This is a genomic window from Blautia faecis (assembly GCF_020554845.1).
Classification (GTDB): domain Bacteria; phylum Bacillota; class Clostridia; order Lachnospirales; family Lachnospiraceae; genus Blautia_A; species Blautia_A faecis.
Genome location: NZ_JAJCIA010000008.1, coordinates 85,437 through 106,767, shown reverse-complemented (window position 1 = coordinate 106,767; position 21,331 = coordinate 85,437). Strand labels below are relative to the sequence as shown.

Here is a 21,331-nt window from a genome sequence, read left to right as displayed (position 1 = left end):
ATTTAGGCCTGCTGTCCGTAGTTTATACGAAAGCAAGCCTTTTGATTTTATCCTACAATCTTCCAGTTATCGTCCTTATGAAGCACAAGCTCATACTGTGAGATTTGTGTCATTTTCGATTTGTTATCCAGATATTTCACAGACACACTGACCTTGAGGTTATCGCCATCTTTGGTAAAGACAGGATTTACCAGTTTCGAAAATACATAATCGCCGGATACAGGAGCAAGCACGCCGTCTTTGACATAGTAGGCAAGTTCCTTTTCCGTAGCTATCGGATAGAGCTTAAAGAATGTTTCCAAGAAAGCGGTAGCGTCCTTGACTGTATCGGAGCTGACACTGACATCGGCTTCCTGTGCTTTCGGTTCATACTTTGATTTCTGTACCGCCGGAGCAAGGGTAGGATTCTGTGTTATGACCATTGCACCGTCCTCATCCTGCGTTTTCTCTGCACAGAACTCCTTGTGTTCTTCTCCAATCTGATAATACATACCATTGTAAAAAAGAAGATTATTCTGAAAGATTGGCTCCTTGTCATATCTGGCTACACCGGATGGAAAGCATCTGGTGGCTGTTTTCATGTTTCCATACCCATGATCAATCCCATCTCTGCTCAATGTTGCCAGTCCCTGCATATTGTAATTCCAGTCCTCTGGCAGACTTAACATCAGGGATAACAGTCCCTTTGCCTTTAATGACAAATTTTTGTTCTTGAAATGAGGGTTGCACATTACAGTAAAATTCTTGTTTCGTTCTACACGAAAGACTTGTGCCATTCTACCCCACTTCCTTTCCAGACAGAAAAAGACGCAAGCCATATTTCTATGACTCACGCCTTTCTCTGTATTTCATTATTAAATTCAAAATTTTTATTCTTCTTTCCTCTGTTCTAACAATTCTCTCGCATTTGCAATAGCAAGGGATAGCTTCTGTTCCAGAAGTTCTTTTGGGGGCATTTGGGTCATATACTGTCCCACATGGATATTTCCATGATCCAATTGCATTAATTCTATGGTTTCCTGTGATTTTTCTGCACATAATATAAGTGCAACCGGACTTTCTTCACCTTCCACTCTTTCATTCTTTTCCAGCCATCGCAAATACAGTTCGACTTGTCCTTTATCCTGCGGTTCAAATTCTCCAAGCTTTAGTTCAACAAGAACCAACCTTCTCAAGCCTCTATGATAGAATAATAAATCCATATAGTAGTCCTTGCCATCCAGTACAAAATGTTTCTGTCTTGCTAAAAATGCAAAATCCGATCCCATTTCCAGAATAAATTTTTCTAATTCTGCAAGAATAGCATTTTCTAAATCTTTTTCACTATAAGTATCACGTAAACCGAGAAAATCAAGCATATATGGATCTCTGTAAAAAAGATCCAGACTCATTTTTCCATCATCTCGTAATTCTGCAATTTCATTTTTAATCGTTTCTTCTGGTTTCTTCGATATTGCAGTTCGTTCATAAAGCATGGATTTTTTTCTTTCACGCAGTGTTCGCACTGACCAGTTTTCCTGCATACACATTGCGGCATAAAAATCTCTTTTTAACTCATCTTGTATTGGCAGAATCTCTACAAAATGCGACCAGGTCAATTGTTGCGACAGTGTCGCAACTTTTTCGAAGTCAGGAAATTCCTGATAAAACTTAATCATTCTTGAAATTGATGTTTTATCAAATCCCGAACCATACTCCTGTTCCAGCCTTTTACTGACTTCTGTAACAACTTTTTTTCCATACTCAGGCTTATTATTTCCAGTTAACTCCACACTAAGTCTTTTTCCAATTCCCCAATTAAGAGAAATAATGGCATCATTCACAACTTTTTTTACATTAGTTTTCTTTTCCCTGATCAACGCATTTATTTCATCATAAATGTTGTCAATATTATCTGCTATTAATATCTCTTTTTTCATTATCAATTCCCTTCTATAACTTGAAATGCCAAATCGGCATTTCAAAACTACACCAATTGCTTACTGTTATATTACCCTATTTTTCTCATTATGCCTACTGCTATTTCATGTTCTCACATAATAATGAGGTCGCAATCCACGACCTCATCCCCCCATTTAAATATAAATCAATTCCTTGAAAATAATCTCTTCTGCAATCGCTCTGTGCTGGTTGGCAGCTCTCACCCATGCCATCTGATCTGCTTCTTTGTCCGGCAATGGTTCTTTTTCTTCTAACTGCTTCAGAATTACCTCTTCCCGTTCTCTGGCTGCCTTATCCACTTCCAGAAGATGTTCTCCAATGGTGTCCTGCAGAAGCATGACCTGATACAGAGAATTTTTATGGTTCTTCAGATAATCTCTGCGTAAGAACCCATACTTGCCAATCCGCTCCATCTGTTCACCGGATTTATAGGTAAGATTCGGAATCAGATGCCCATTTACATTCGTGTACGTTACAAATAGGACATTCGCAATCCGCTTTCGCTACTTGCTCATGAACGCAGTTGCTTCGCTACCTGCGTTCATTTTATTAGCACTCTCCATTTCTCATCATTTTTTGACCACAAATTTACGACATTTACGACAAATCTGACACTGCTTTACAATACCAGACAAAATGACTGATGCCCCGGAAAGCCTGTAAAATAGCCACTTTCGGGATACACAAGCCAGGACAAAAATCGACTTCCATTGTCAAGAGGTGAGTGCTAATTTCACATTTTTTCACATTTTCTTAAATGAAAAACTAAATTTGTGCCCCTTTTCACATTTTCCCTTGTGGAGCTCCAGAAATTCTGGTACAGACGGACTGCCTCGCCATTTTCCTCTACTGCATCTGCATTTCCAGTGATTGCATTGTAGATCCTGGTAAATGCCAGACTTATATTTTTCAGCACGGAATAAATGGATTTCCGTAATATTTTCATATAGAAATCGCTATGTCTTTATAGTAAAATTATTCCAGAAATAGGTCACACTTTAAGGAGGAAATGTATGAAAAACAAAAAAGCAAAGCTTTTGTCTATCCTGCTTTCTCTGTCCATGTTGGGAACCGCTCCTGTTTATGGCGAGGATTTCTCAGATTTCTCCGACAATTTAGTCGCATCAGATGAAGCAGACCCAGAAGTATCCGTTTCTTCAGACGATACTTCACAAGACAGCTTCCAGATAGAAGATCCGGATTCTGCCAACGAAGACAGCAGCTTCTTTTCCAATGCAGAGGCGGAAACCACAAGTGATTTTGCATCTGATGAATCCGATATCAATGAGCAGGGATTTTCAGATGGGGAGGTGTCGGAGGAAGAAATTGCGGATACGGAGATAGAGGACGAGACTTCCATTATTGACTACGCGAATGCAGCCCCCAGAGCTTCTATTGTAGAAGCAGATATTGAAATTGATCCATCTATTACTGCAACATGCAACTCCTACTCAGGACGTAACCTGGAATATCAGAACTATACGGTCTGGTCTTCCACTGTCAGCTCTTATTTAACTACAAGCCCGGATGGCGGTTTGATGCGAGTTCAAGCCGGAGCTCTGGACGGAACTCTTTTAGTTGAATATTATGATTCATCCTATAATTATCAGCGTACAGTGACTGTGCCACTGTCACTACCAGTTTTTGGAGCATTCTATGAAAGCGCTGATAATTACTATGTTCTGTCCGGACAAAATAATACGGACCACGATGATTCTGTAGAGGTTTATCATGTAACAAAATATACGAAGGACTGGAAAGCACTTGGATCCTGTGGTCTTTTTGGTGCCAACACAGCTTATCCCTTTGATGCCGGTTCCGCGCGGATGGTTATAAACGGAAATTACCTTTTTGTAAGAACCTGCCACAAAATGTACAATGGACACCAGGCAAATGTTACATTTTCAGTAGATACGTCAAGCATGAATATTGTTGACAAATTCACTGGTGTATGGAATACCTCCAATGGTTATGTAAGCCATTCTTTCAATCAGTTTATACAGGTAGACAATGGAACTCTCCTTGGCGTGGATCATGGAGAAGGTTACCCAACTGCATTGGTTCTTTCCAAATATGTATCTGATATCAGCAGCGGTAACTTCCAGTCCGGAATTGCCACTCCATGTAAAAGCCTTACTTTTATGTCTCTGGTAAACGACACCAGTATTCACTACAATTACACAGGAGCTTCCCTGGGTGCTTTCGAATACTCCGATTCTGCCTACTTAATTGCAGGCACCAAAGACACGGACAGTACCGCCACCACCAGAGATGTTTTCATTACTTCTATGGATAAATCCAGCGGGGAAACCTTCACGCACTTTTATTCCAATTACGCGGGCACCGATGACAGCGCGCTTACACCACACCTAGTCAAAACCGGAAACAACAGTTTCATCCTGCTGTGGTCAAACCAGGGTTATGTTTATTACACAGCTGTAGATGGAACTGGCCAGCAGGTTGGTACAACCCACAAAATGGCTGGAAACCTTTCTGATTGTGCTCCAATTGTCAGCAACGGCAAAGCAATCTGGTACACCTGGAAAAATCAGTTTAATACCTTCTACGAAATCAGCCTGAATGATCTTTCCAGCAACCATGCAGCCAGAATTGAAAATGGACATAAATATAATTACGCTGACAAAGCTGAAAATGCACTGCTCACTGGAACATGCCGCGTCTGTGGTTATCAGAAGCAGTTCTCTGTCCCAGTTGAATTAGACGTTCAGAAAAAGGACGCCTCCAATACTTTCTATCAGGAAATGAAAGAAATCTATCAGATGGAGCCTGGCGGAACTGCTGATATTCTCTGGTATTCCTATTTTGCCAGCGCAAATAAGGACTATGACCAAATCACCAACTGGAAGATTAGCAGTTCAGATGAAAGCATTGTCTCGGTAGAGCAAACCGGCAAGAATACGTGTACCATTACAGCATTAAAACCAGGATTTGCCACCTTTACCATTCAGGAGAAGACCAATCCATCCGCTGTATTTACTGCCAAGATTTATGTAAATATGATCAGCGATGATACAGCCAGCTGGTACCTTCCTTCCAGTTATTTTGTATTCGACGGAACGGAACATAAACCATCTGTTCATTTGAAAGTAAACAATAAACTGCTTACAGAAGGTACTGATTACGAGATCACCTATGATGGCGATCTTATCAATGCCGGCACTGTAAAACTCACGGTTACCGGAATTGGTGTTTATACAGGTTCTGTGGAAACCACTTATAACATCCAGAAGCTCAGTATGTCCAATGCCAGCTTCTCCGTTGCCCCTGCATACTACACTGGTTCTGAAGTAACTCCTGAAGTGACAGTTACCCACAGCGGTAAAACCCTGGTAAAAGACAGGGATTTCATCGTAACATACCACAACAACATTGAACCAAGCAGCTATTACAATTCTCCGTGGGTTGGAATTGACGGAATTGGAAATTACCAGGGATATGTAACCAAATCCTTTACCATAAACAGAGCTGACATCAGCAGCTGCACGGTTACACTTTCCGATGAAAGCCTTACCTACACAGGCTCCTCTTTGCGCCCAACCGTCACGGTAAAAAGCGGGGACAAAGAATTAACTCTGAACCAGGATTATTACGTTTCCTACCGAAACAACTGGGATGCAGGTACTGCTTCTGTTATCGTAAACGGCAGTGGAAATTACACTGGTTCTGTTACAAAAGATTTCCAGATTGTTCCCGCTGATATCAGTAATTATGAAGTTACATTATACAATGATTCCTTTGATTACGATGGAACTGCCAAAGAACAACGGTATGTCCGTCTTTATTCAGGAACCCGCTGGCTTAGCGAAGATACCGATTTCACAGTCACTTATGCAAACAACGTGAATGCAGGTACTGCTTCCGCAATCCTCACTGGAACTGGAAATTATACTGGTTCCGTTACGAAAGACTTTACCATTAAACCATTGGATATCAGCCGCTATTCCGCTTCACTTTCCCAGTATTCCTACACCAGTGACGGAACAGAGAAATGCCCGGATGTTACCGTTACATACGGAGACAAGACGCTTGCAGCAGGCACTGATTTCACAGTTTCTTATAAAGATAATGTGAAGGAAGGTACTGCTACTGTAACTATTACTGGAGCTGGAAATTACACCGGCATTATTAACACAACCTTTACGATCACAGCAGCTCCTGACAAGGATGACTCGGACGCAGGAAAAGATAATCCTGGTAAAGATGATTCTGGTAAAGATGACTCCGGTAAAGATGATTCTGGTAAAGATGATTCCGGTAAAGATGATTCTGGTAAAGGCGATTCTGGTAAAGATGATTCCGGTAAAGATGACTCCGGTAAAAACGATTCCGGTAAAGACGATTCTGGTAAAGATAACTCTGGTAAAGATGATTCCGGCAAAGATAACTCCGGTAAAAATGATTCCGATAAAGGCAACCAGAACAGCAGCACACCAGGAAACAACAACAATAATAACAACGGAAATACATCCGGTAATAATGACCAGAACAATAACGGTCAAAACAATAACAACACCAATAATAACAACAATAATCAGAACAACAGCTCCAACAATGAAGCGAACAATGACACTGCAATCACCCCTGTTCCAGCTGTAATCAATGCCTCTGACATAACGCTTACAAAAAGCAAAAAGAAAGCAAACATTATCACCAGCATTGAATCAGATGGAAAAGTTTCCCTGAAGTCTTCTAACACAAAAGTAGTAAAGATTTCCGGAACAAAAGTAATTCCAGTTAACCCAGGTAAAGCCAATGTTACCATTACCGTGGCAGCCGGAACCCGGTACGCTGCTGCATCGAAAACAGTTACCATAACTGTAATTCCTGCAAAAACAAGCCTGCGTTCTGTAAAATCAAAAACAGCAAAACAAGCCACTGTTACCTGGAAAAAGGCCAAATCCATCAGCGGCTATCAGATCAGCTACAGTCAGAACAGCAGCATGAAAAAGGCGAAAGCCCTTACCGTAAAAGGTTCTGCTACACGCGCAACCTTAAAGAAACTGGTTTCAAAGAAAAAATATTATGTACGGATCCGCACCTACAAAGTTGTAAGCGGCAAAAAATATTATTCCAAATGGAGTTCCAAAAAATCCGTAAAAATTAGATAATGCCAAATGCCAGGTCAGCGTCTTTGAACGATGCAGCCTGGCATTTTTCATAAATCTTCCAAACCAACCAGAAGATTCTATATTCTCTGTATAACTATTCAGCACCTTCACAGTTACACCCTCCGCGAAATAGTACATACCTACTGAATGGTTATTTTTCTGTTTAAGTTTTTCTCAACTCAGGAAATTCTCAATGATCACATTTTCCGCCTCAGCTTCCGTCATTCCAAGAGTTCTTAGCTTCAGAAGCTGCTCATCGTTAATTCTTCCAATAGCGGCCTCATGAACAATTGCAGCATCCACATGCTTCGCCTGGATTTCCGGGATAGAACCCACCTCTGCATGATCCATAATAATGGAATCACACTGGATATGTGCGTGACATTTGTTCTTTCCAACAGCCTTCGGATGGAAAACCTGGGAAGAATTTCCCTTTCCAACAGAACGGGAAATAATCTGTGCAGAAGATCCCGCTCCGTTCATACAGACTTCAATATCAGACTCCGCTTTCTGCTCCCCGTCTGTCATCAGACGTTCCAGAACAAACAACTTGGAATCTGCATCCATTGACACATTTGTGGTACGGACTGTGGAATCAACACCTTTGATCTGAACGGTATCCAGCGTAAATACGGAGTTCTCTCCAAGCTCAATATTGGTTACCGGATTCAGCACTCTGCTTCCGGTTCCATTCCCTTCTCCGTAGTGTTTTTCCTCATAATGTACATTGGCATTTTTACCCACATGGAAGGTATGAATACCATCGTGACGACTGTCATTACAGCCACTATTGTGGATTCCGCAGCCTGCAACAATGTCAACATCTGCACCGTCTGCCACATAAAAATCATTGTAAACCAGATCGGTCATTCCAGATACACTTACCACTACCGGGATGAAAACCTTCTCTCCCTTTGTCTCCCCGTCAATGAAAATATCGATTCCCGGCTTGTCCTCTTTTTTCTTTATTTTGATATGTTCGCTGTCACCGTGACAGATGGAAATACCATTCTGACGGAGATTAAAAGCACCTTTCTGTGCAAAGCCTTCGCTGATCTTATCAAGCACACCCTGGGTTGTTTCTTCTACTTTAACCATCAACATTTTCCTCCTTCATTCAGACATTTCTGACATTTTTCCTGCTGAAATAAGGTTGGGAAAACGTCTTCTTTCGTACCATATTTCTTTACTTCACCGTCTTCAATTACCATGATCTTATCTGCCATATTGATGATTTTTTCCTGATGGGAAATCAGGATCAGGCACTCCTTTTTCTCACGATGAATCTCCTCAAAGCGCTTGATCAGCATGGAAAAGCTCCACAGGTCGATTCCTGCTTCAGGTTCATCAAAAATGCTTACTTTATGAGACTTCGCCAAAACTGTGGCAATCTCAATTCGCTTCATTTCACCGCCGGAAAGGGTTCCATCCAGCTGACGGTTCAGGTAATCTTCGGAACAAAGTCCTACAGCTGAGAGAAGGTCACAGCTCTCTTTTTCCGTTAAATTCTTTCCTGCTGCAAGAGATAACATTCTTGCCACGGTCATACCTTTAAAGCGGGGTGGCTGCTGAAATGCATAGCCAATTCCCGCATTTGCACGATGATCAATATCGTATCCTGTAATGTTCTCATCATCTAGATAAATTTCTCCGCTGTTTGCTTTCTCAATGCCAGCCAGTACCTTGGCCAGGGTGGATTTTCCACCTCCATTAGGTCCGGTGATTACCAGCATTTCCCCATCCTGAACATCAAAACTGATGTGATTTACCAGACAGCGCTTTTTCCCTTCTTCATTCACTTCAAAAGTCAGGTTCTTTACTTTCAGCATATTCGTACCTCTTCTGTTAATTTTACATTACTGCTCCAATTGTGCCCGAAATTCCAGAAAAAAATTGCTTTTGAGCAATAACGATTTTATCTCTTCTTGGACTGTACTCCAAATAAAAAAAATTGTCAACTAGTATTGAATTTTCTCTTCTTCTGGTTTATAATCGACATATGTCGAAAACAAGGAGGTGACGTATATGCCAAGACCGCCCAGATGCCGCAGAATCTGCCAGGCACCCCAATATGAATCTTTTTCTCCGGAAGAATGTCCCAGAGAGTCGGAAGCTGTCACTCTGACTCTGGATGAATATGAAGTCATCCGTCTGGTAGATCTGGAGAAGAAAACTCACGAGCAATGTGCTGCCCAGATGGATATTTCCCGGACAACTGTCACAGAAATTTATGAAACTGCCCGGGGAAAAATTGCCCGATGTATCGTCCTTGGACAGCGCCTTGTCATAGCCGGGGGAAATTACCGGCTCTGCGAAGGACGGGAGCATACGCGCTGCGGGAAATGCTGTTGCCGAAAGGGATCTAAACAGACTCCGCTTACCAGCTTAGACCTTTCACAGGAACTGCCAGCCGCTGACCGATTTAATAGTTCACTTCCCAAATCAAATTTACAAAATGAAGGAGATATCATTATGAAGATTGCAGTTACTTATGAAAATGGAGAAATTTTTCAGCACTTTGGACACACAGAAGCATTCAAGATCTATGACATTGCAGATGGCAAGGTTGTAAGTGCCGAAGTAGTCGATACCAATGGAAGCGGTCACGGCGCACTGGCTGGATTCCTGGTTGCACATGGCGTAGATACCCTGATCTGCGGCGGTATTGGCGGCGGTGCCCAGAATGCACTTGCCCAGGCTGGAATCCGTCTTTTCGGCGGAGTCTCAGGAAATGCAGACGAAGCTGTAAACGCACTGCTTGCAGGAAATCTTGGCTATGATCCTGATGTGCATTGTGATCATCACGACCATCATGGAGAGGGACACAGCTGCGGCGATCATGGCTGTGGAAGCCATTCCTGCCATTAATCGCAGACACAGATTTAACCTAAACGGTTAATCGGCTGTATTTATAAAAAAAGACTGATATAACATACCGGACTCCAACAACAACCTCCTGAAGTACAGTATTGTTTATATCAGTCTTTTTTGTGAGCTTGGTTCACCAAGCGGATATGTCGCCTACCGGTGACATTGCCATATATGGAAATCAGCTGTTCCGCGCCTGTGGTGTTCCCACAGTCTGCATCTTCTCTCTCGTCTTCTTCTGTGAGACTACCAATCCCGCAAAGATCAGAACAGAACCAATGATTGATGACTCACGTAAAATAAACGTCTGATTTTCCTTACTTCTGAAAATACTTATTTCCAGTATTACTCACTCCTTTTTCTGTAGATATCAACTGAAAAAATTTCTCAAAAATGTATTTTCTATACCATCTGTATGAAATGCGTGTTATACTATGTTAGTCTTTGCTAACGTTATTTAAAGGAGGTCGTCACAATGCCTTTAAGTTTAACTGAGTTTAACCATTTTTATATCATTAATAAGGTGTGCGGACTGGAAAAACAGCGGCATTATCTGGAATCCCTGGGCTTTGTCCCAGGAACGCAGGTTACGATTTTATCAGAATTACACGGGTATTATGTGGTTATGGTAAAGGGCAGCAAAATCGGCCTGGATAAGGAGCTTGCCAAGAAAATTATTGTATACGCAGGCTAATTAAAAAACAGAGAGTAACTGTTCAGTATCTTCACAGTTACGCCCTCCGCAAAATGCTGTCTTCCAAATAGTTACAAGTGAAATATCAGGCACTATATACTGGAGAAATGTATGGAAAGAAACAAAACAATTATGAAACTCTGCTACCTGCAGACAACATTTTATATTGTATTTTTGACTGCATTAATTACCCGTCACAGACGCGGAATAAGTCAGAAAACCTTTGCTTTTCTGATTATTTTATCCCTTGTAGGATGTGCTGTTTCCCTTACTTTAGGGGATTATATCAGAAATATGATCCGAAGTTCCGGCTTTGACGTAGCAGGTGTCCACGATAAAAAATCCTTGGAAAAGAAGCTGCAGCAGCTTCAGAATGCAGACGACACCTTGAATGTAGGTGTCATGATGTTCGACCTGAACAATCTGAAAAAGATCAACGATACATATGGTCATGAACAGGGGGATGTGTTTATTCAGACCTTTGCTTCTTACCTGACACGAATACTCACTGAGGATAGTTTTCTCGCCAGATTCGGCGGCGATGAGTTCGTGATCGTGCAAAATCACGCCACCTGGTCTCAGCTGGAGCAGATGAATATTCAGCTCCAATCCATGCTGGATGTGTATAATCAAACAGCTGACCATCCTATCAGCTATGCAGTCGGATACGATATCAGCTGCAAAAATCACTACTACCTGATCATGGATCTTCTACAGATTGCCGATCAGAAAATGTATCAGGACAAGCGTTATAAAAAGGAACAAATGGCAAAAAAGCCACAGGAGTTTTGCCGGAATCCACTGGCAGAAAGTATCTCTACAGAGTCTTTGAAAGAGAAACTATTTACTATTTTAAATAATAGCAACGGTGAAAAAAAGTATGCTTTTCTAATGACAGATGTAAGCAATTTTCACCTTATTAATGACTATTGGGGGTATGAAACCGGGACTAATATTCTGAATTTTATTCTGAAAAAGATGGAACTTTTTCCACAAACCTTGTTTGTAAACAGGTATCATTCAGATATCTTTGTAGCTGTTATTGACATTACCGGAGAGGAGCATACAGCTGTTAAAAACCGAATTATTGAGTCTAACAAGCAGACTACAAAAGAAGTTCTGGCTGCTTATCCTGTAAATTATCTTTCCCTGAACACTGGTATTTATTATCTGGAAAACATGGAAATTCCAGGCGAAGAAATTATTTCGCACTCCAATATCGTCCGCATAAAGGCGAAGGATAAGCTTTGCGGTGTGTGCGAATATACAAGAGAAATTGCTCTTGCTGAACAGAAACGTGCAGACACTATTCACTCCTTTAAGGAAGCACTTGGGAAGAAAGAATTTCAAATTTATTTCCAACCAAAAATCAGCGGAAGGGAGCAGAAAATTGCCAGTGCAGAAGTACTTGTCCGTTGGCAGAGAGCAAATGGAGACCTGTGGTTTCCAGACAGTTTTCTTCCTATTTTGGAAGAAACCGGGGAGATTGAAGCTCTGGATTATTATGTTTATGAAACAGCATTTCAATGGCTGGCAGACAGACGGGAAAAAGGGCTTAAGCTGTTGTCTCTGTCCCTGAATGTATCTCCGGTTCATTTTCGGAAAATCCACACATTCACAGAAAAGGTTTCGCATTTAATTCAGAAATATGAAATTCCCTCTCAATATTTAATTTTTGAGATTACGGAAACTACTTATATTCATAATATTGAAGCGGTTAATCACATGATCCGCTTCTTCCATGAAAAAAACATTCGAATCTCTATGGATGATTTCGGCTCTGGATATTCTTCCTTAAATACATTAAAGGATATCCTGTTTGACGAGGTAAAAATCGACAAGAAATTCCTGTCAGATAAGCTCACAGAGAATGGAAAAATCGTGCTGCAGGAGATTTTCCATCTGCTGAAAAGGACTAATAAGTTTATTGTATGTGAAGGGGTAGAAACCAAAGAAATGGTAGACTTCCTGGTAGTTGAGGGATGCGATGAACTGCAGGGATATTATTATTATAAGCCCATGGAAATGGCAAAATTTGAGCAATTAATCGGGTAAAATATCCACAAAAGTGGAGCGTGCAGCTTGCGGGAATGATTTTTTTACACGCTCCAACCCGGACGACAGCCATAGATGAGCCATAAATTTGTTCATGCAAACATGGCTCATTCATGGCTGCTGTCCGGAACCTTCATAGTAAAACATCTTTATTTCTTCATAGCCACAAGCTCTCTTCTTGCGAACAATATTGCCAATACAAACGCCGCTGCATCTGCGATCGGTCCTGCATACATAACTCCGTCAATTCCCAGTATCAATGAGAAAATAATAATCAGAGGCAAAAGAAACAGCACCTGTCTGGTCAGGGACATGACGATTCCAAGCTTTGCTTTTCCGATAGATGTAAAAAATCCTGAGGACATTGGCTGAATCCCATTTGCAAATGTCATAAACATAAAAATCTTCAGATAGCGTTCTGCGAACTGGAAATAAAGGTCACTTCCTGTTCCGAAAATGCTCACAATCTGATGGGGAAATAGCTGGAAACAAAGGAAAAATATGGTGGCAATCACCGTACATGCAGTCACAGAATAACGGTATGCAAGCCTTACTCTGTCGTATTTTTTTGCTCCATAATTAAAGCCCCAGATTGGCTGACAGCCCTGGGAAATTCCAATACAAATCGCCATAAACACCTGATTTACTTTTGAAATAACTCCTACACAGGCGATTGGAATATCACTTCCATAGACAGATAAACCGCCATAATAACGTAAAATATTATTCAGTACAATCTGAACAACCGCCATAGCGATCTGATTAATACAGGACGCCATTCCGAGAGAAATAATAGCTTTCAGGCACTCTGAAGAAGGCTTTAACATGCTCATCTCCAGATACATTTTACGAAATTTTCCAAAATAAATAACCACCAAAATTCCGGAAACAACCTGTCCGATCACCGTTGCCCAGGCAGCACCCTTGATTCCCCAACCAAACCCAAAGATGAAAAGGGGATCCAGAATTGTGTTGATGATGGCACCTGTAAGAACACAGGTCATAGAATATGTGGGACTTCTGTCTGCGCGGACAATATGATTGCCTCCAATGGATAATGCATAAAAAGGAAGTCCCACAGCTGTGATCCCAAGATAATCCACCGCATAGGGCATAACATCTGTCGTTGCACCAAATAAGCTTAGAAGCGGACGCAAAAACAGAAGTACTGCAACTGCCAGAATCACCCCTGTAATCACCAGTGTGGAAAGCGCCGTTCCAGCTATAGAGCTTGCCTTCTTCTCTCTTCCGGCGCCCATTTCCAGGTTATAGTTAGACGCGCCTCCAATTCCCAGAAGCAGTGCCAACGCCGTTGCAATAGTTGTTACAGGAAATGCAACATTTGTAGCCGCATTTCCCAGCATCCCCACGCCCTGGCCAATAAAAATCTGGTCCACTATATTGTACAAAGCACTGACCAGCATGCTGATAATAGCCGGAATTGCAAATTTCCCGATCAAACCACCTACCGGAGCCGTTCCCAATGGATTTTGCTCCTGACTGATGTTTGTTTCTTCCAAAAAATCTCCTCCCCCGTTTAAAAATATTTCTGTTTATCTCTCATAAATTCTGATATGAATCATAACAAATTCTGAAAACCGATTCAAGATTTTTATGCTCAAAAAGCCCAGCTGCATACACAACTGGGCTTTTTGTATGAATATGGTTATTATTTCGCTATCTGCAGGCGCACTGCCATATACTCTTTCCCCGGCAGCTGCACGCGGAATTTACCTTTGTGGATACCTCCATTTGTAATAGTCATTTCCCAGGTATCAATAATTTCCACCTGATACTCTGTAGTATCATCAAAGTAAAAATCCCGGAAGCCTGGTCGCATGAAGGAATAATAGTAAATAAAATAATCTTTCCTTGCCGGGAAACCGGCAGCACGGCAGACAACCTCATCCCATTTGCAGGGCATAGGTTCCACACCAAGTCCCGGTGTTTCTTCCATGATTTTTGCAAGAAATCTGATACGATCCGGTGAGGTTCCGTGAAGAACGCCGCCATGAGACCACCAGAGAATACGATCCGGGCTGAGATAGGTTTCACCGTGTCCCGGATATCCTCCGCGGCAGAATGCCTCCCAGAATCTTCTTGTCATTTCCTCACCGCTGATATTTCCCCAGCCAAATTGAATGTTGCCCTCATAGCAGATTTCGTCCAGAATTACAGGCTTATGATATTTTTCACGCCACTCATTTACCAGCTCGGAGGAACGGTATGTCTCAGTTCTCTGGATACTGCAATGAGTAATCCAGGGCAGGTTATAATCGTAATATGCCTTACAGTTATGAATGGATCTGAGATGATGGTAAGGATCCTTCTCACAGATAATGCTGGCATATCTTTCCCAGTCAGAAAGAGTCTTCTCATGCATCAGATCATACTCATTAGCCAGGGACCACCATACATTTCGGTATGCGGAAAAACGTGCCAGCACATACTTCCAGTAGCGATTATCATCCTCTGCTTTCATCATGGAGAATCCCCATCTGTCGTATGGATGCATAACAATCAGATCAGCCTCAATTCCCAGATTCATAAGTGCCTGAATACACTTTTCAATATGCTGGAAATGGGCTGGATTGAATCTGGTAAAGTCCCAGTCATTGCCCGGAGCACAGCCATTATATTCCGCGAAATTATTCTCATTTAACACAGAGCTGTCGCAGGGTGTTCCCTCATAAGGATAGGTAATTGGCTCATGAAGGTTGTAGTCATAGTGCTTGGGAAAAATACAGAAGCGGATCTTATTAAAAGCATTTTCTTCCAGAGTTTTCAGTGTCTGCTTCTGCAATTCTTCGTTCTGCAGATTCCATACATAACAGGTAGTTCCAATGCAGTGATAGGGTGTTCCATCCTCATAGGCAAGATAATAGGTACCTGCAACACGAACCGGTCCATGGTTGTCTGCGGAAGGGGGAGTTACGGTGAAACTACCAGTCAGCATATTTCTGACAGCACATTTTTCTGCGTTCTTCCCACCATCAGCAATTCCACGCTTATGTTCAAGCGCTTCTTCATTCGGCAATTCTTCCCCCGCGTTAATATCAAAGGAAGCCTCAATTTCAAAAGTATACTTGTCTGTAAAAGACGGCATAAATCTTACTTTATAAGCACCATCTCCATCATAAAAACCATCTACCGTTTTCTTCTCATTTTTACAACAAAAAGTACCTTTAATCCACTGGTCACAAAATGGATTTCCCTCCTTTGGACCGCTTATGGTCACTTCAAAAATGCCCCATTTTTCTATTGTTTTTGCATAATTTAATTTCATTTTTCTTGTCTCCTTCTCCATTTTAGATCTCTTATATTTTATATATCTCTCTTTCAAAATTCCAAATACGCGCTGCGGATTTGTCTCGATATCACTGCCGAATCTGACATCTTGTGAGGATATGAACTTTGATTTACTGCCCGTATAAATAAAAATCCCCCATGCTTTCTACTATCATAATACGTCAGAAAACATGGGGTTTGCAACGTTACTTTATTAAGAAAATGTATGAATTTTTAATCTGTCCAGAGCGTATTTGAAAAAGTGGCTAAATGCCTTTCCTATTGTTCTTTACGCGTTTTGACAATCTCAAAATAATCAAAATCCGCATACCGTCTCCCCCCTGTCATATCGTGACAGTACATTCCGAAGTGAGCGCCGGTGAATCCATCGCTTTGCTCGTCGGTGAGAATGTTGGTGGGGACTTCAGCCAGTTCCTGATAGTCTTTTCCATCCAGGGAGTAGAAGAATTTTGCGTAAAGTCCTTCCTGGGTGGTGGTCACGCGCAGGTATACGGGGCCTTCTTCCGGGATGGAGATTGCCGGAATCACATCTTCTACATCAAAGTGATTGCTCTTTATCAAGCGCAGCTTTGCAGGCTTTTTCAAATCAAGTGTCTGGGAGCCAAACTCTTCCTCTCTGGTCTTTACCAAAAGGTAGAAATTGCCAGTATCATACATATAGGCAAGTCCTGCCATCTGCTCTCTGCAGGTCGGGGCAAACTCTACACAGGTTTCCACCTGAACATAGCGGTCCTGCTGCCGCCGCGCCACCAGACTTACGTTATAGCAGGAATTCAGGGATTCCTGACCGTAGAGGCGGAGATAGCCAGGACGTTCTGTCAGGCTGGTGTAGCTGTCATAGGGCTGGCGCAGGGAAGTATAACGCACATCTAAAAGCGCAGAGGTCTTCTTCACTGGCATACTTAACTTTTTATCACATTCTTCGTCCACAGCATTCTTCTCATTCAGATACTCTTTTGTTTTCGAAAGAATTTCAGCAATGTCCGCATTCTTTGCAGTTTCATTATTTCCAGCACTGTCTGCAATTTCTAAATCAAAGTCTTCTTTTCCATAATCCTTCCCCTCTTCCTCCGGGAAAAGACACTCCGGGATTCCAGCTGGCTCCTCTGTCTCCCACTGTCCAAATCTTCCACCGCAGACCAGTCTTAACCAACCCTCTTTGTTCCATACCATTTTCTGAATTGCAGTCTCACGACCAAGCACACACTGTCTGCTCCCCTTCGGCGGTCTTGCACAAAGATGTACCATATACCACTCCCCGTTTTGAGTGCATACAAGATCTGCATGTCCGCATTTCTGCAGTTTCTCTGGATTATCCACATCAGAGGTAAGTACCGGATTGCCTGGATCTTCCTCGTATGGTCCCCAGATGGAACGGGATCTCGCCATAGTTACCATATGCTCATATCCGGTTCCGCCTTCTGCCATCAGCAGATAATAATATTCTCCAATATGGTAAATATGTGGACCTTCTGTATAGCCGCGTCCGGTTCCCGGGAAAACATTCTTCGCCTCTCCCACCAGACATTCCTTCTCAGGGTCATACTGCTGCACCAGAATTCCCTTGAAATTATTAATCATATTCACAATATACATTTTGCCATCTGTATCATGAAATACAGATGGGTCAAAACCTGAGCTGTTCAGATAAACCGGCTCAGACCAGCCGCCACGGATGTCCTTTGATTTTACAAGATAATTATGGGTATTAAAAAGTCCTCCGGTACGGGTTTTCACGTCCGTATAAATCAGCCAGAAGTATTCCCCGTCCCAGGAAATATCCGGTGCCCATACGCCACAGGAATCACCCTCACCAACCATATTAAGCTGGCTCATTCTGTTCAGCGGCGATGGCAGCTGTTCATAATGCTTCAGATCTTTAGAATGATAGATTTTCACACCAGGCCACCATTCAAAGCTTGAATTTGCAATATAATAATCTTCTCCAACACGTATAATACTTGGATCCGGGCAAAATCCCGGAAGAATCGGGTTCTGAATCATGTTTTTGCTCCTTTATCTGTTTCATTTTACAAAATAAACTTAAAACACATTCTAAGTATAAGCTTTCTGAATTTTTTTGTACACACTTTATTTCAGAAAGATGTTTTTTACCGGTCAAACCAAAAAAGGACTGCAAAATTCCACGTATTCTGCAATCCTTTTCCTGTATTTACTTACCTCACAGCAGAAAAATCTTATTATAACGATTGCTTTTCTGCCTGTTTTTCCAGCAGCTCTGGCAGACACATTGGTTTCTTTCCTTCCAGCTCATCTGCCATATTCAATGCTAGTATATTCCAGTTAATAAAGCCACCATTCATAACTGGTTCTCCATTAAATGGATTGTAATACTCATGAAGACATCCTGTTTTCGCCAGGTCCTCTCCCAGAAGGCGCATGGTGCGCTTATACATAATTTCCGCCTCCATGCGGTATCCGTAGTTCAAAAGTCCGCGGAATACCACATAGTTTGCAACCAGCCAGATCGGGCCAAGCCAGTTGGACGGATTATTGGTAACAGACAGGTCAAACATTTTTTCATCCTTTGAAAGCGTGGTCAGACCAAAGTCAGAACCAAAGGTATCGGGATCAAAAATATGTTTCACCATGTCTGCCGCCTGCTCTTTTGTAGCAATTCCTGCATACATGGGAATAAAGCCAGACCATACACGTACTTTGATGGGCAATGTCTTCCAGAAGACTCCCAGTCCCTGGTGGAACCAGTCGTATTTCCTTGTCTTAATATCCACATCAACCGAGTAGAAGAAACGATCACGTTTGTCCCAGCATTCCTGCTGAATAGCACCAATCAGTGCCTCACGCTTATCCAGAAGTCTCTTTGCCGCTTCCTCCTTGCCAAACTGTCTGTATAATCTGGCACCAGCTTCCAGTTCTACACACATAAAGCTGTTCAGATAAATATTGGCAGTGGAAAATGACGGACGGCCAAAAGTAGCCGGATCATTGTCCATGCCGATCATAATATCATCCTGCCATACATACAGTCCGCTGTTTTCATGAAAATAATAGTGATCATAACATTCAAAATACTTCGCCACGCCTGAAAGAAATTCTTCCGTCCAGGCATAATCACCAGTATAATCACTGATCAGGCACATCTGACTGCAAAGAAAGGGCTTATGCATATTCATAATCTTGCCTTCCTTATGCCTCATATTCAGATAAGGCTCCGGCCAGTCTGCCACCTCGATCATCATGGGAATATATCCATCTTCCAACTGATGGTCGAAGAAATTGCGGATATTTCCCTGTGCATGCTCTATAATTCTTGGCTTCACAGACGGATCCTGGTAGGAATCCGCCAGATTCAGAAAGCCATATACGGACCAGTAGGTATCCCAGTCCCATACATTTCCATCGTAAACAGAGCCCGGATCAATAAACGGGTAACGGATAAAGCTTCGCGGATTCTTAAGCACATCCTCCGTATGAGACATTACAAATTCTTTCAGTTCCTGTCTATACTGCTCTGTCCTTTTATCTTCCATAAAATCAACCCTTTACAGCTCCGGCTGTCATACCTTCCATCAGTTTCTTATTCAGTGCCATATACAGGATCAGAAGTGGGAATACACTCATGGATACAGAAGCGAAGATTGCACCCCAGTTCTTGGATCCGAACTCATCAGAGAAGTACAGAAGTCCTGTCTGAACAGTCTTCAGTGCAGAATCACTGATGAATGTCATGGAAAACAGAAGGTCGTTCCATTTGAAGAAAAACTGAAGAACCAATACGGTTACAATAGAGTTCTTCATCAGTGGTGTTACAATGTGCCACATCAGTCTGTAAATACCACAGCCATCGATAACGGCAGCCTCCATAATGTCATCCGGGAAGGAACGAAGATATCCCTGAACCAGATAAATGGACAACGACAGGCCAAATGCTATGTACGTAATGATCAGACATGTTCTGGTATTTAACAGGTTTGATCTGCTGTAAATCTGGAACAGCGGGATCAAAGCGATTGCCACCGGAATCATGATACCGAAACGGAAATACTGTGCAACTGCATTTCTGAATTTCCATTTCATCTTTGTTACAGCAAAACCAACAGTTACTGAGAAAAATACAATAAATACAAGTGCCACTAATGTAGTGATCAAACTGTTCTTAAAGAAAGTGGACATATGTCCTCTTGTCCATGCATCAGAGTAGTTCTGGAAATAGAAACCATCATTTAATGCATAAGCTGGCTTTTCACTCCACTCAGCCTGTTTCTTGAAGGATGCGGTAAGCATCCAGAATAATGGGTAAATCTCAATTATGCAAAGAAGGAAAATTACAATTCCCCGAAAAACTGCTTTTACTTTTTTCATAATATTTCCTCCTTTCAGTCTTTTACATCAAATTTATTGATAACAAGAGATCCCACAACACAGATCAGGAAGATTACGATAGCGATAACACTGGCATAACCTACCTTGTTATAGGTAAATGCAACATCATACATATACATGGAAAGTGATTTTGTTGCGCTTCCAGGACCACCCTTGGTAAGAGCCATAGCAGACTCGAACATCTTTACAGTTCCGGAGAAACTGAATACAAGGCTGGTGATCACCATTGGACGAAGAAGCGGAAGAAGGATGTTTTTGAATAACTGCCATCCGCCGCAGCCGTCGATTCTGGCAGCTTCCAGGATATCATCAGAGATATCAAGAAGTGCACCATAAAAAATTACAGAATAGAAGCCCATGGCAACCCAGATATCCATTACGCACAATGCCCAGAGAGCTGTGCTGGACTGGCCGATCCATGGCTGAACAAGGTTTGTAAAACCAAGAGAGTCAAGCAATGAGTTTAACAGACCATAGTTTGGCTGGATCTCATAGATCTTTGCAAACAGCTGGCCTACTGCAACAGTAGGAAGTACTACCGGGAAGAAAACCAGAGTTCTTACGATGGTTTTGCATCTTCTCAGCCAGAATTTAAACATCAGGGAAAGTAAAAGTCCCATTCCAACCTGGCCAACGGTTACTACCAATACATATTTACAGTTTACTGTCAATGCATTTAAGAAGTTCTTGTCTCTGAAAAGTCTTGCATAATTGTCAAATCCGGCAAATTCCCACTGAAGTCCCGGGCTGCCGCTGAAGAATGAATAATACAACGACCAGATAACCGGTACCATTACAATAATGGTGTAAATAATCAGTGCCGGAACTACGAAAAGGGATATCGCTTTCTTATTACCTAATACCTTGTTCATAAAATTCCTTCCTTTCTGTGTCAAAAACCATTAAAATTTCGAATTTTTTCAACAAAAACGGGAGTGTCTGCTGGCAAACACTCCCATTTGAAGTTCAA

16 protein-coding genes and 2 pseudogenes are annotated in these 21,331 nt (G+C 41.9%); 5 read left to right on the top strand and 13 right to left on the bottom strand.

Annotated elements, in window-relative coordinates; translation table 11 throughout:
• Positions 1-47 precede the first annotated feature (47 nt).
• The 5 genes and pseudogenes from LIZ66_RS19870 to LIZ66_RS06185 all read right to left on the bottom strand — a co-directional run.
• Positions 48-437: pseudogene (locus LIZ66_RS19870) on the bottom strand (conjugal transfer protein); the annotation flags it as partial.
• A gap of 159 nt (positions 438-596) precedes the next feature.
• Positions 597-776, bottom strand: a pseudogene (locus LIZ66_RS19865) (helix-turn-helix domain-containing protein); the annotation flags it as partial.
• 93 nt (positions 777-869) lie between these two features.
• Entirely contained in the window at positions 870-1,919 is a 1,050-nt protein-coding gene (locus tag LIZ66_RS06195; protein ID WP_173718620.1) for a PDDEXK nuclease domain-containing protein, read from the bottom strand.
• A 156-nt stretch (positions 1,920-2,075) separates the two neighbouring features.
• Complete coding sequence (locus LIZ66_RS06190) at positions 2,076-2,435, bottom strand: TnpV protein (RefSeq protein ID WP_173715781.1); 360 nt, start codon at positions 2,433-2,435, stop codon at positions 2,076-2,078.
• Between the two features lie 239 nt (positions 2,436-2,674).
• Positions 2,675-2,887 (bottom strand): hypothetical protein, encoded by a 213-nt coding sequence (locus tag LIZ66_RS06185; protein ID WP_173715729.1) that lies wholly within the window; start codon positions 2,885-2,887, stop codon positions 2,675-2,677.
• Between the two features lie 67 nt (positions 2,888-2,954).
• Between LIZ66_RS06185 and LIZ66_RS06180 the strand changes: the two genes are divergently transcribed.
• Complete coding sequence (locus tag LIZ66_RS06180) at positions 2,955-7,070, top strand: fibronectin type III domain-containing protein (protein WP_227200625.1); 4,116 nt, start codon at positions 2,955-2,957, stop codon at positions 7,068-7,070.
• Positions 7,071-7,244: 174 nt separating this feature from the next.
• On the opposite strand, the gene LIZ66_RS06175 is transcribed toward LIZ66_RS06180, so the two are convergent.
• Complete coding sequence (locus LIZ66_RS06175; RefSeq protein WP_173715727.1) at positions 7,245-8,168, bottom strand: SufB/SufD family protein; 924 nt, start codon at positions 8,166-8,168, stop codon at positions 7,245-7,247.
• On the bottom strand, positions 8,168-8,899 hold the full coding sequence (locus LIZ66_RS06170) for an ABC transporter ATP-binding protein (RefSeq protein WP_173718622.1): 732 nt from the start codon (positions 8,897-8,899) through the stop codon (positions 8,168-8,170). Before LIZ66_RS06170 ends, LIZ66_RS06175 begins: the two co-directional genes overlap by 1 nt.
• Positions 8,900-9,095: 196 nt before the next feature.
• Here LIZ66_RS06170 and LIZ66_RS06165 point away from each other — a divergent pair, with 196 nt between their 5' ends.
• The 4 genes from LIZ66_RS06165 (at position 9,096) to LIZ66_RS19860 (ending at position 12,773) form a co-directional block, all read left to right on the top strand.
• A complete protein-coding gene (locus LIZ66_RS06165; protein WP_173715725.1) occupies positions 9,096-9,938 on the top strand; it encodes a DUF134 domain-containing protein in 843 nt (280 codons plus the stop codon).
• Between the two features lie 475 nt (positions 9,939-10,413).
• On the top strand, positions 10,414-10,632 hold the full coding sequence (locus LIZ66_RS06160; RefSeq protein ID WP_118577646.1) for a FeoA family protein: 219 nt from the start codon (positions 10,414-10,416) through the stop codon (positions 10,630-10,632).
• Between the two features lie 111 nt (positions 10,633-10,743).
• Entirely contained in the window at positions 10,744-12,687 is a 1,944-nt protein-coding gene (locus LIZ66_RS06155) for a GGDEF domain-containing phosphodiesterase (protein ID WP_173715724.1), read from the top strand.
• Positions 12,675-12,773, top strand: coding sequence for a DUF6783 domain-containing protein (locus LIZ66_RS19860; protein ID WP_408611507.1), 99 nt, complete (start codon positions 12,675-12,677; stop codon positions 12,771-12,773). The genes LIZ66_RS06155 and LIZ66_RS19860 overlap by 13 nt, the downstream gene beginning before the upstream one ends.
• Positions 12,774-12,836: 63 nt before the next feature.
• Here LIZ66_RS19860 and LIZ66_RS06150 read toward each other — a convergent pair whose 3' ends face one another.
• The 6 genes from LIZ66_RS06150 to LIZ66_RS06125 all read right to left on the bottom strand — a co-directional run bounded on the left by LIZ66_RS06150 (position 12,837) and on the right by LIZ66_RS06125 (position 21,233).
• Positions 12,837-14,207 (bottom strand): MATE family efflux transporter, encoded by a 1,371-nt coding sequence (locus tag LIZ66_RS06150; RefSeq protein WP_226837471.1) that lies wholly within the window; start codon positions 14,205-14,207, stop codon positions 12,837-12,839.
• Between the two features lie 149 nt (positions 14,208-14,356).
• Positions 14,357-15,973 carry a DUF5605 domain-containing protein gene (locus LIZ66_RS06145; protein WP_226837473.1) on the bottom strand — a complete coding sequence of 539 codons (1,617 nt, stop codon included), beginning with the start codon at positions 15,971-15,973 and terminating at the stop codon, positions 14,357-14,359.
• Between the two features lie 281 nt (positions 15,974-16,254).
• Positions 16,255-18,000 (bottom strand): glycoside hydrolase family 43 protein, encoded by a 1,746-nt coding sequence (locus LIZ66_RS06140; RefSeq protein WP_204454623.1) that lies wholly within the window; start codon positions 17,998-18,000, stop codon positions 16,255-16,257.
• A gap of 197 nt (positions 18,001-18,197) precedes the next feature.
• Positions 18,198-19,508 (bottom strand): MGH1-like glycoside hydrolase domain-containing protein, encoded by a 1,311-nt coding sequence (locus LIZ66_RS06135; RefSeq protein ID WP_204454624.1) that lies wholly within the window; start codon positions 19,506-19,508, stop codon positions 18,198-18,200.
• A 4-nt stretch (positions 19,509-19,512) separates the two neighbouring features.
• Positions 19,513-20,340, bottom strand: a complete 828-nt coding sequence (locus LIZ66_RS06130) for a carbohydrate ABC transporter permease (protein ID WP_227200628.1) — start codon at positions 20,338-20,340, stop codon at positions 19,513-19,515.
• A 14-nt stretch (positions 20,341-20,354) separates the two neighbouring features.
• A complete protein-coding gene (locus tag LIZ66_RS06125) occupies positions 20,355-21,233 on the bottom strand; it encodes a carbohydrate ABC transporter permease (RefSeq protein ID WP_173734799.1) in 879 nt (292 codons plus the stop codon).
• Positions 21,234-21,331: the final 98 nt, after the last annotated feature.

Excerpts from the sequence above, each read along its gene's own strand:
- LIZ66_RS06155 (WP_173715724.1), top strand. The coding sequence starts at position 10,744 with ATGGAAAGAAACAAAACAATTATGAAACTCTGCTACCTGCAGACAACA.
- LIZ66_RS06180 (WP_227200625.1), top strand. The coding sequence starts at position 2,955 with ATGAAAAACAAAAAAGCAAAGCTTTTGTCTATCCTGCTTTCTCTGTCC.
- LIZ66_RS06165 (WP_173715725.1), top strand. The coding sequence starts at position 9,096 with ATGCCAAGACCGCCCAGATGCCGCAGAATCTGCCAGGCACCCCAATAT.
- LIZ66_RS06145 (WP_226837473.1), bottom strand. The coding sequence starts at position 15,973 with ATGAAATTAAATTATGCAAAAACAATAGAAAAATGGGGCATTTTTGAA.
- LIZ66_RS06130 (WP_227200628.1), bottom strand. The coding sequence starts at position 20,340 with ATGAAAAAAGTAAAAGCAGTTTTTCGGGGAATTGTAATTTTCCTTCTT.
- LIZ66_RS06140 (WP_204454623.1), bottom strand. The coding sequence starts at position 18,000 with ATGATTCAGAACCCGATTCTTCCGGGATTTTGCCCGGATCCAAGTATT.
- LIZ66_RS06175 (WP_173715727.1), bottom strand. The coding sequence starts at position 8,168 with ATGGTTAAAGTAGAAGAAACAACCCAGGGTGTGCTTGATAAGATCAGC.
- LIZ66_RS06195 (WP_173718620.1), bottom strand. The coding sequence starts at position 1,919 with ATGAAAAAAGAGATATTAATAGCAGATAATATTGACAACATTTATGAT.
- LIZ66_RS06170 (WP_173718622.1), bottom strand. The coding sequence starts at position 8,899 with ATGCTGAAAGTAAAGAACCTGACTTTTGAAGTGAATGAAGAAGGGAAA.
- LIZ66_RS06135 (WP_204454624.1), bottom strand. The coding sequence starts at position 19,508 with ATGGAAGATAAAAGGACAGAGCAGTATAGACAGGAACTGAAAGAATTT.
- LIZ66_RS06185 (WP_173715729.1), bottom strand. The coding sequence starts at position 2,887 with ATGAAAATATTACGGAAATCCATTTATTCCGTGCTGAAAAATATAAGT.
- LIZ66_RS06125 (WP_173734799.1), bottom strand. The coding sequence starts at position 21,233 with ATGAACAAGGTATTAGGTAATAAGAAAGCGATATCCCTTTTCGTAGTT.
- LIZ66_RS06160 (WP_118577646.1), top strand. The coding sequence starts at position 10,414 with ATGCCTTTAAGTTTAACTGAGTTTAACCATTTTTATATCATTAATAAG.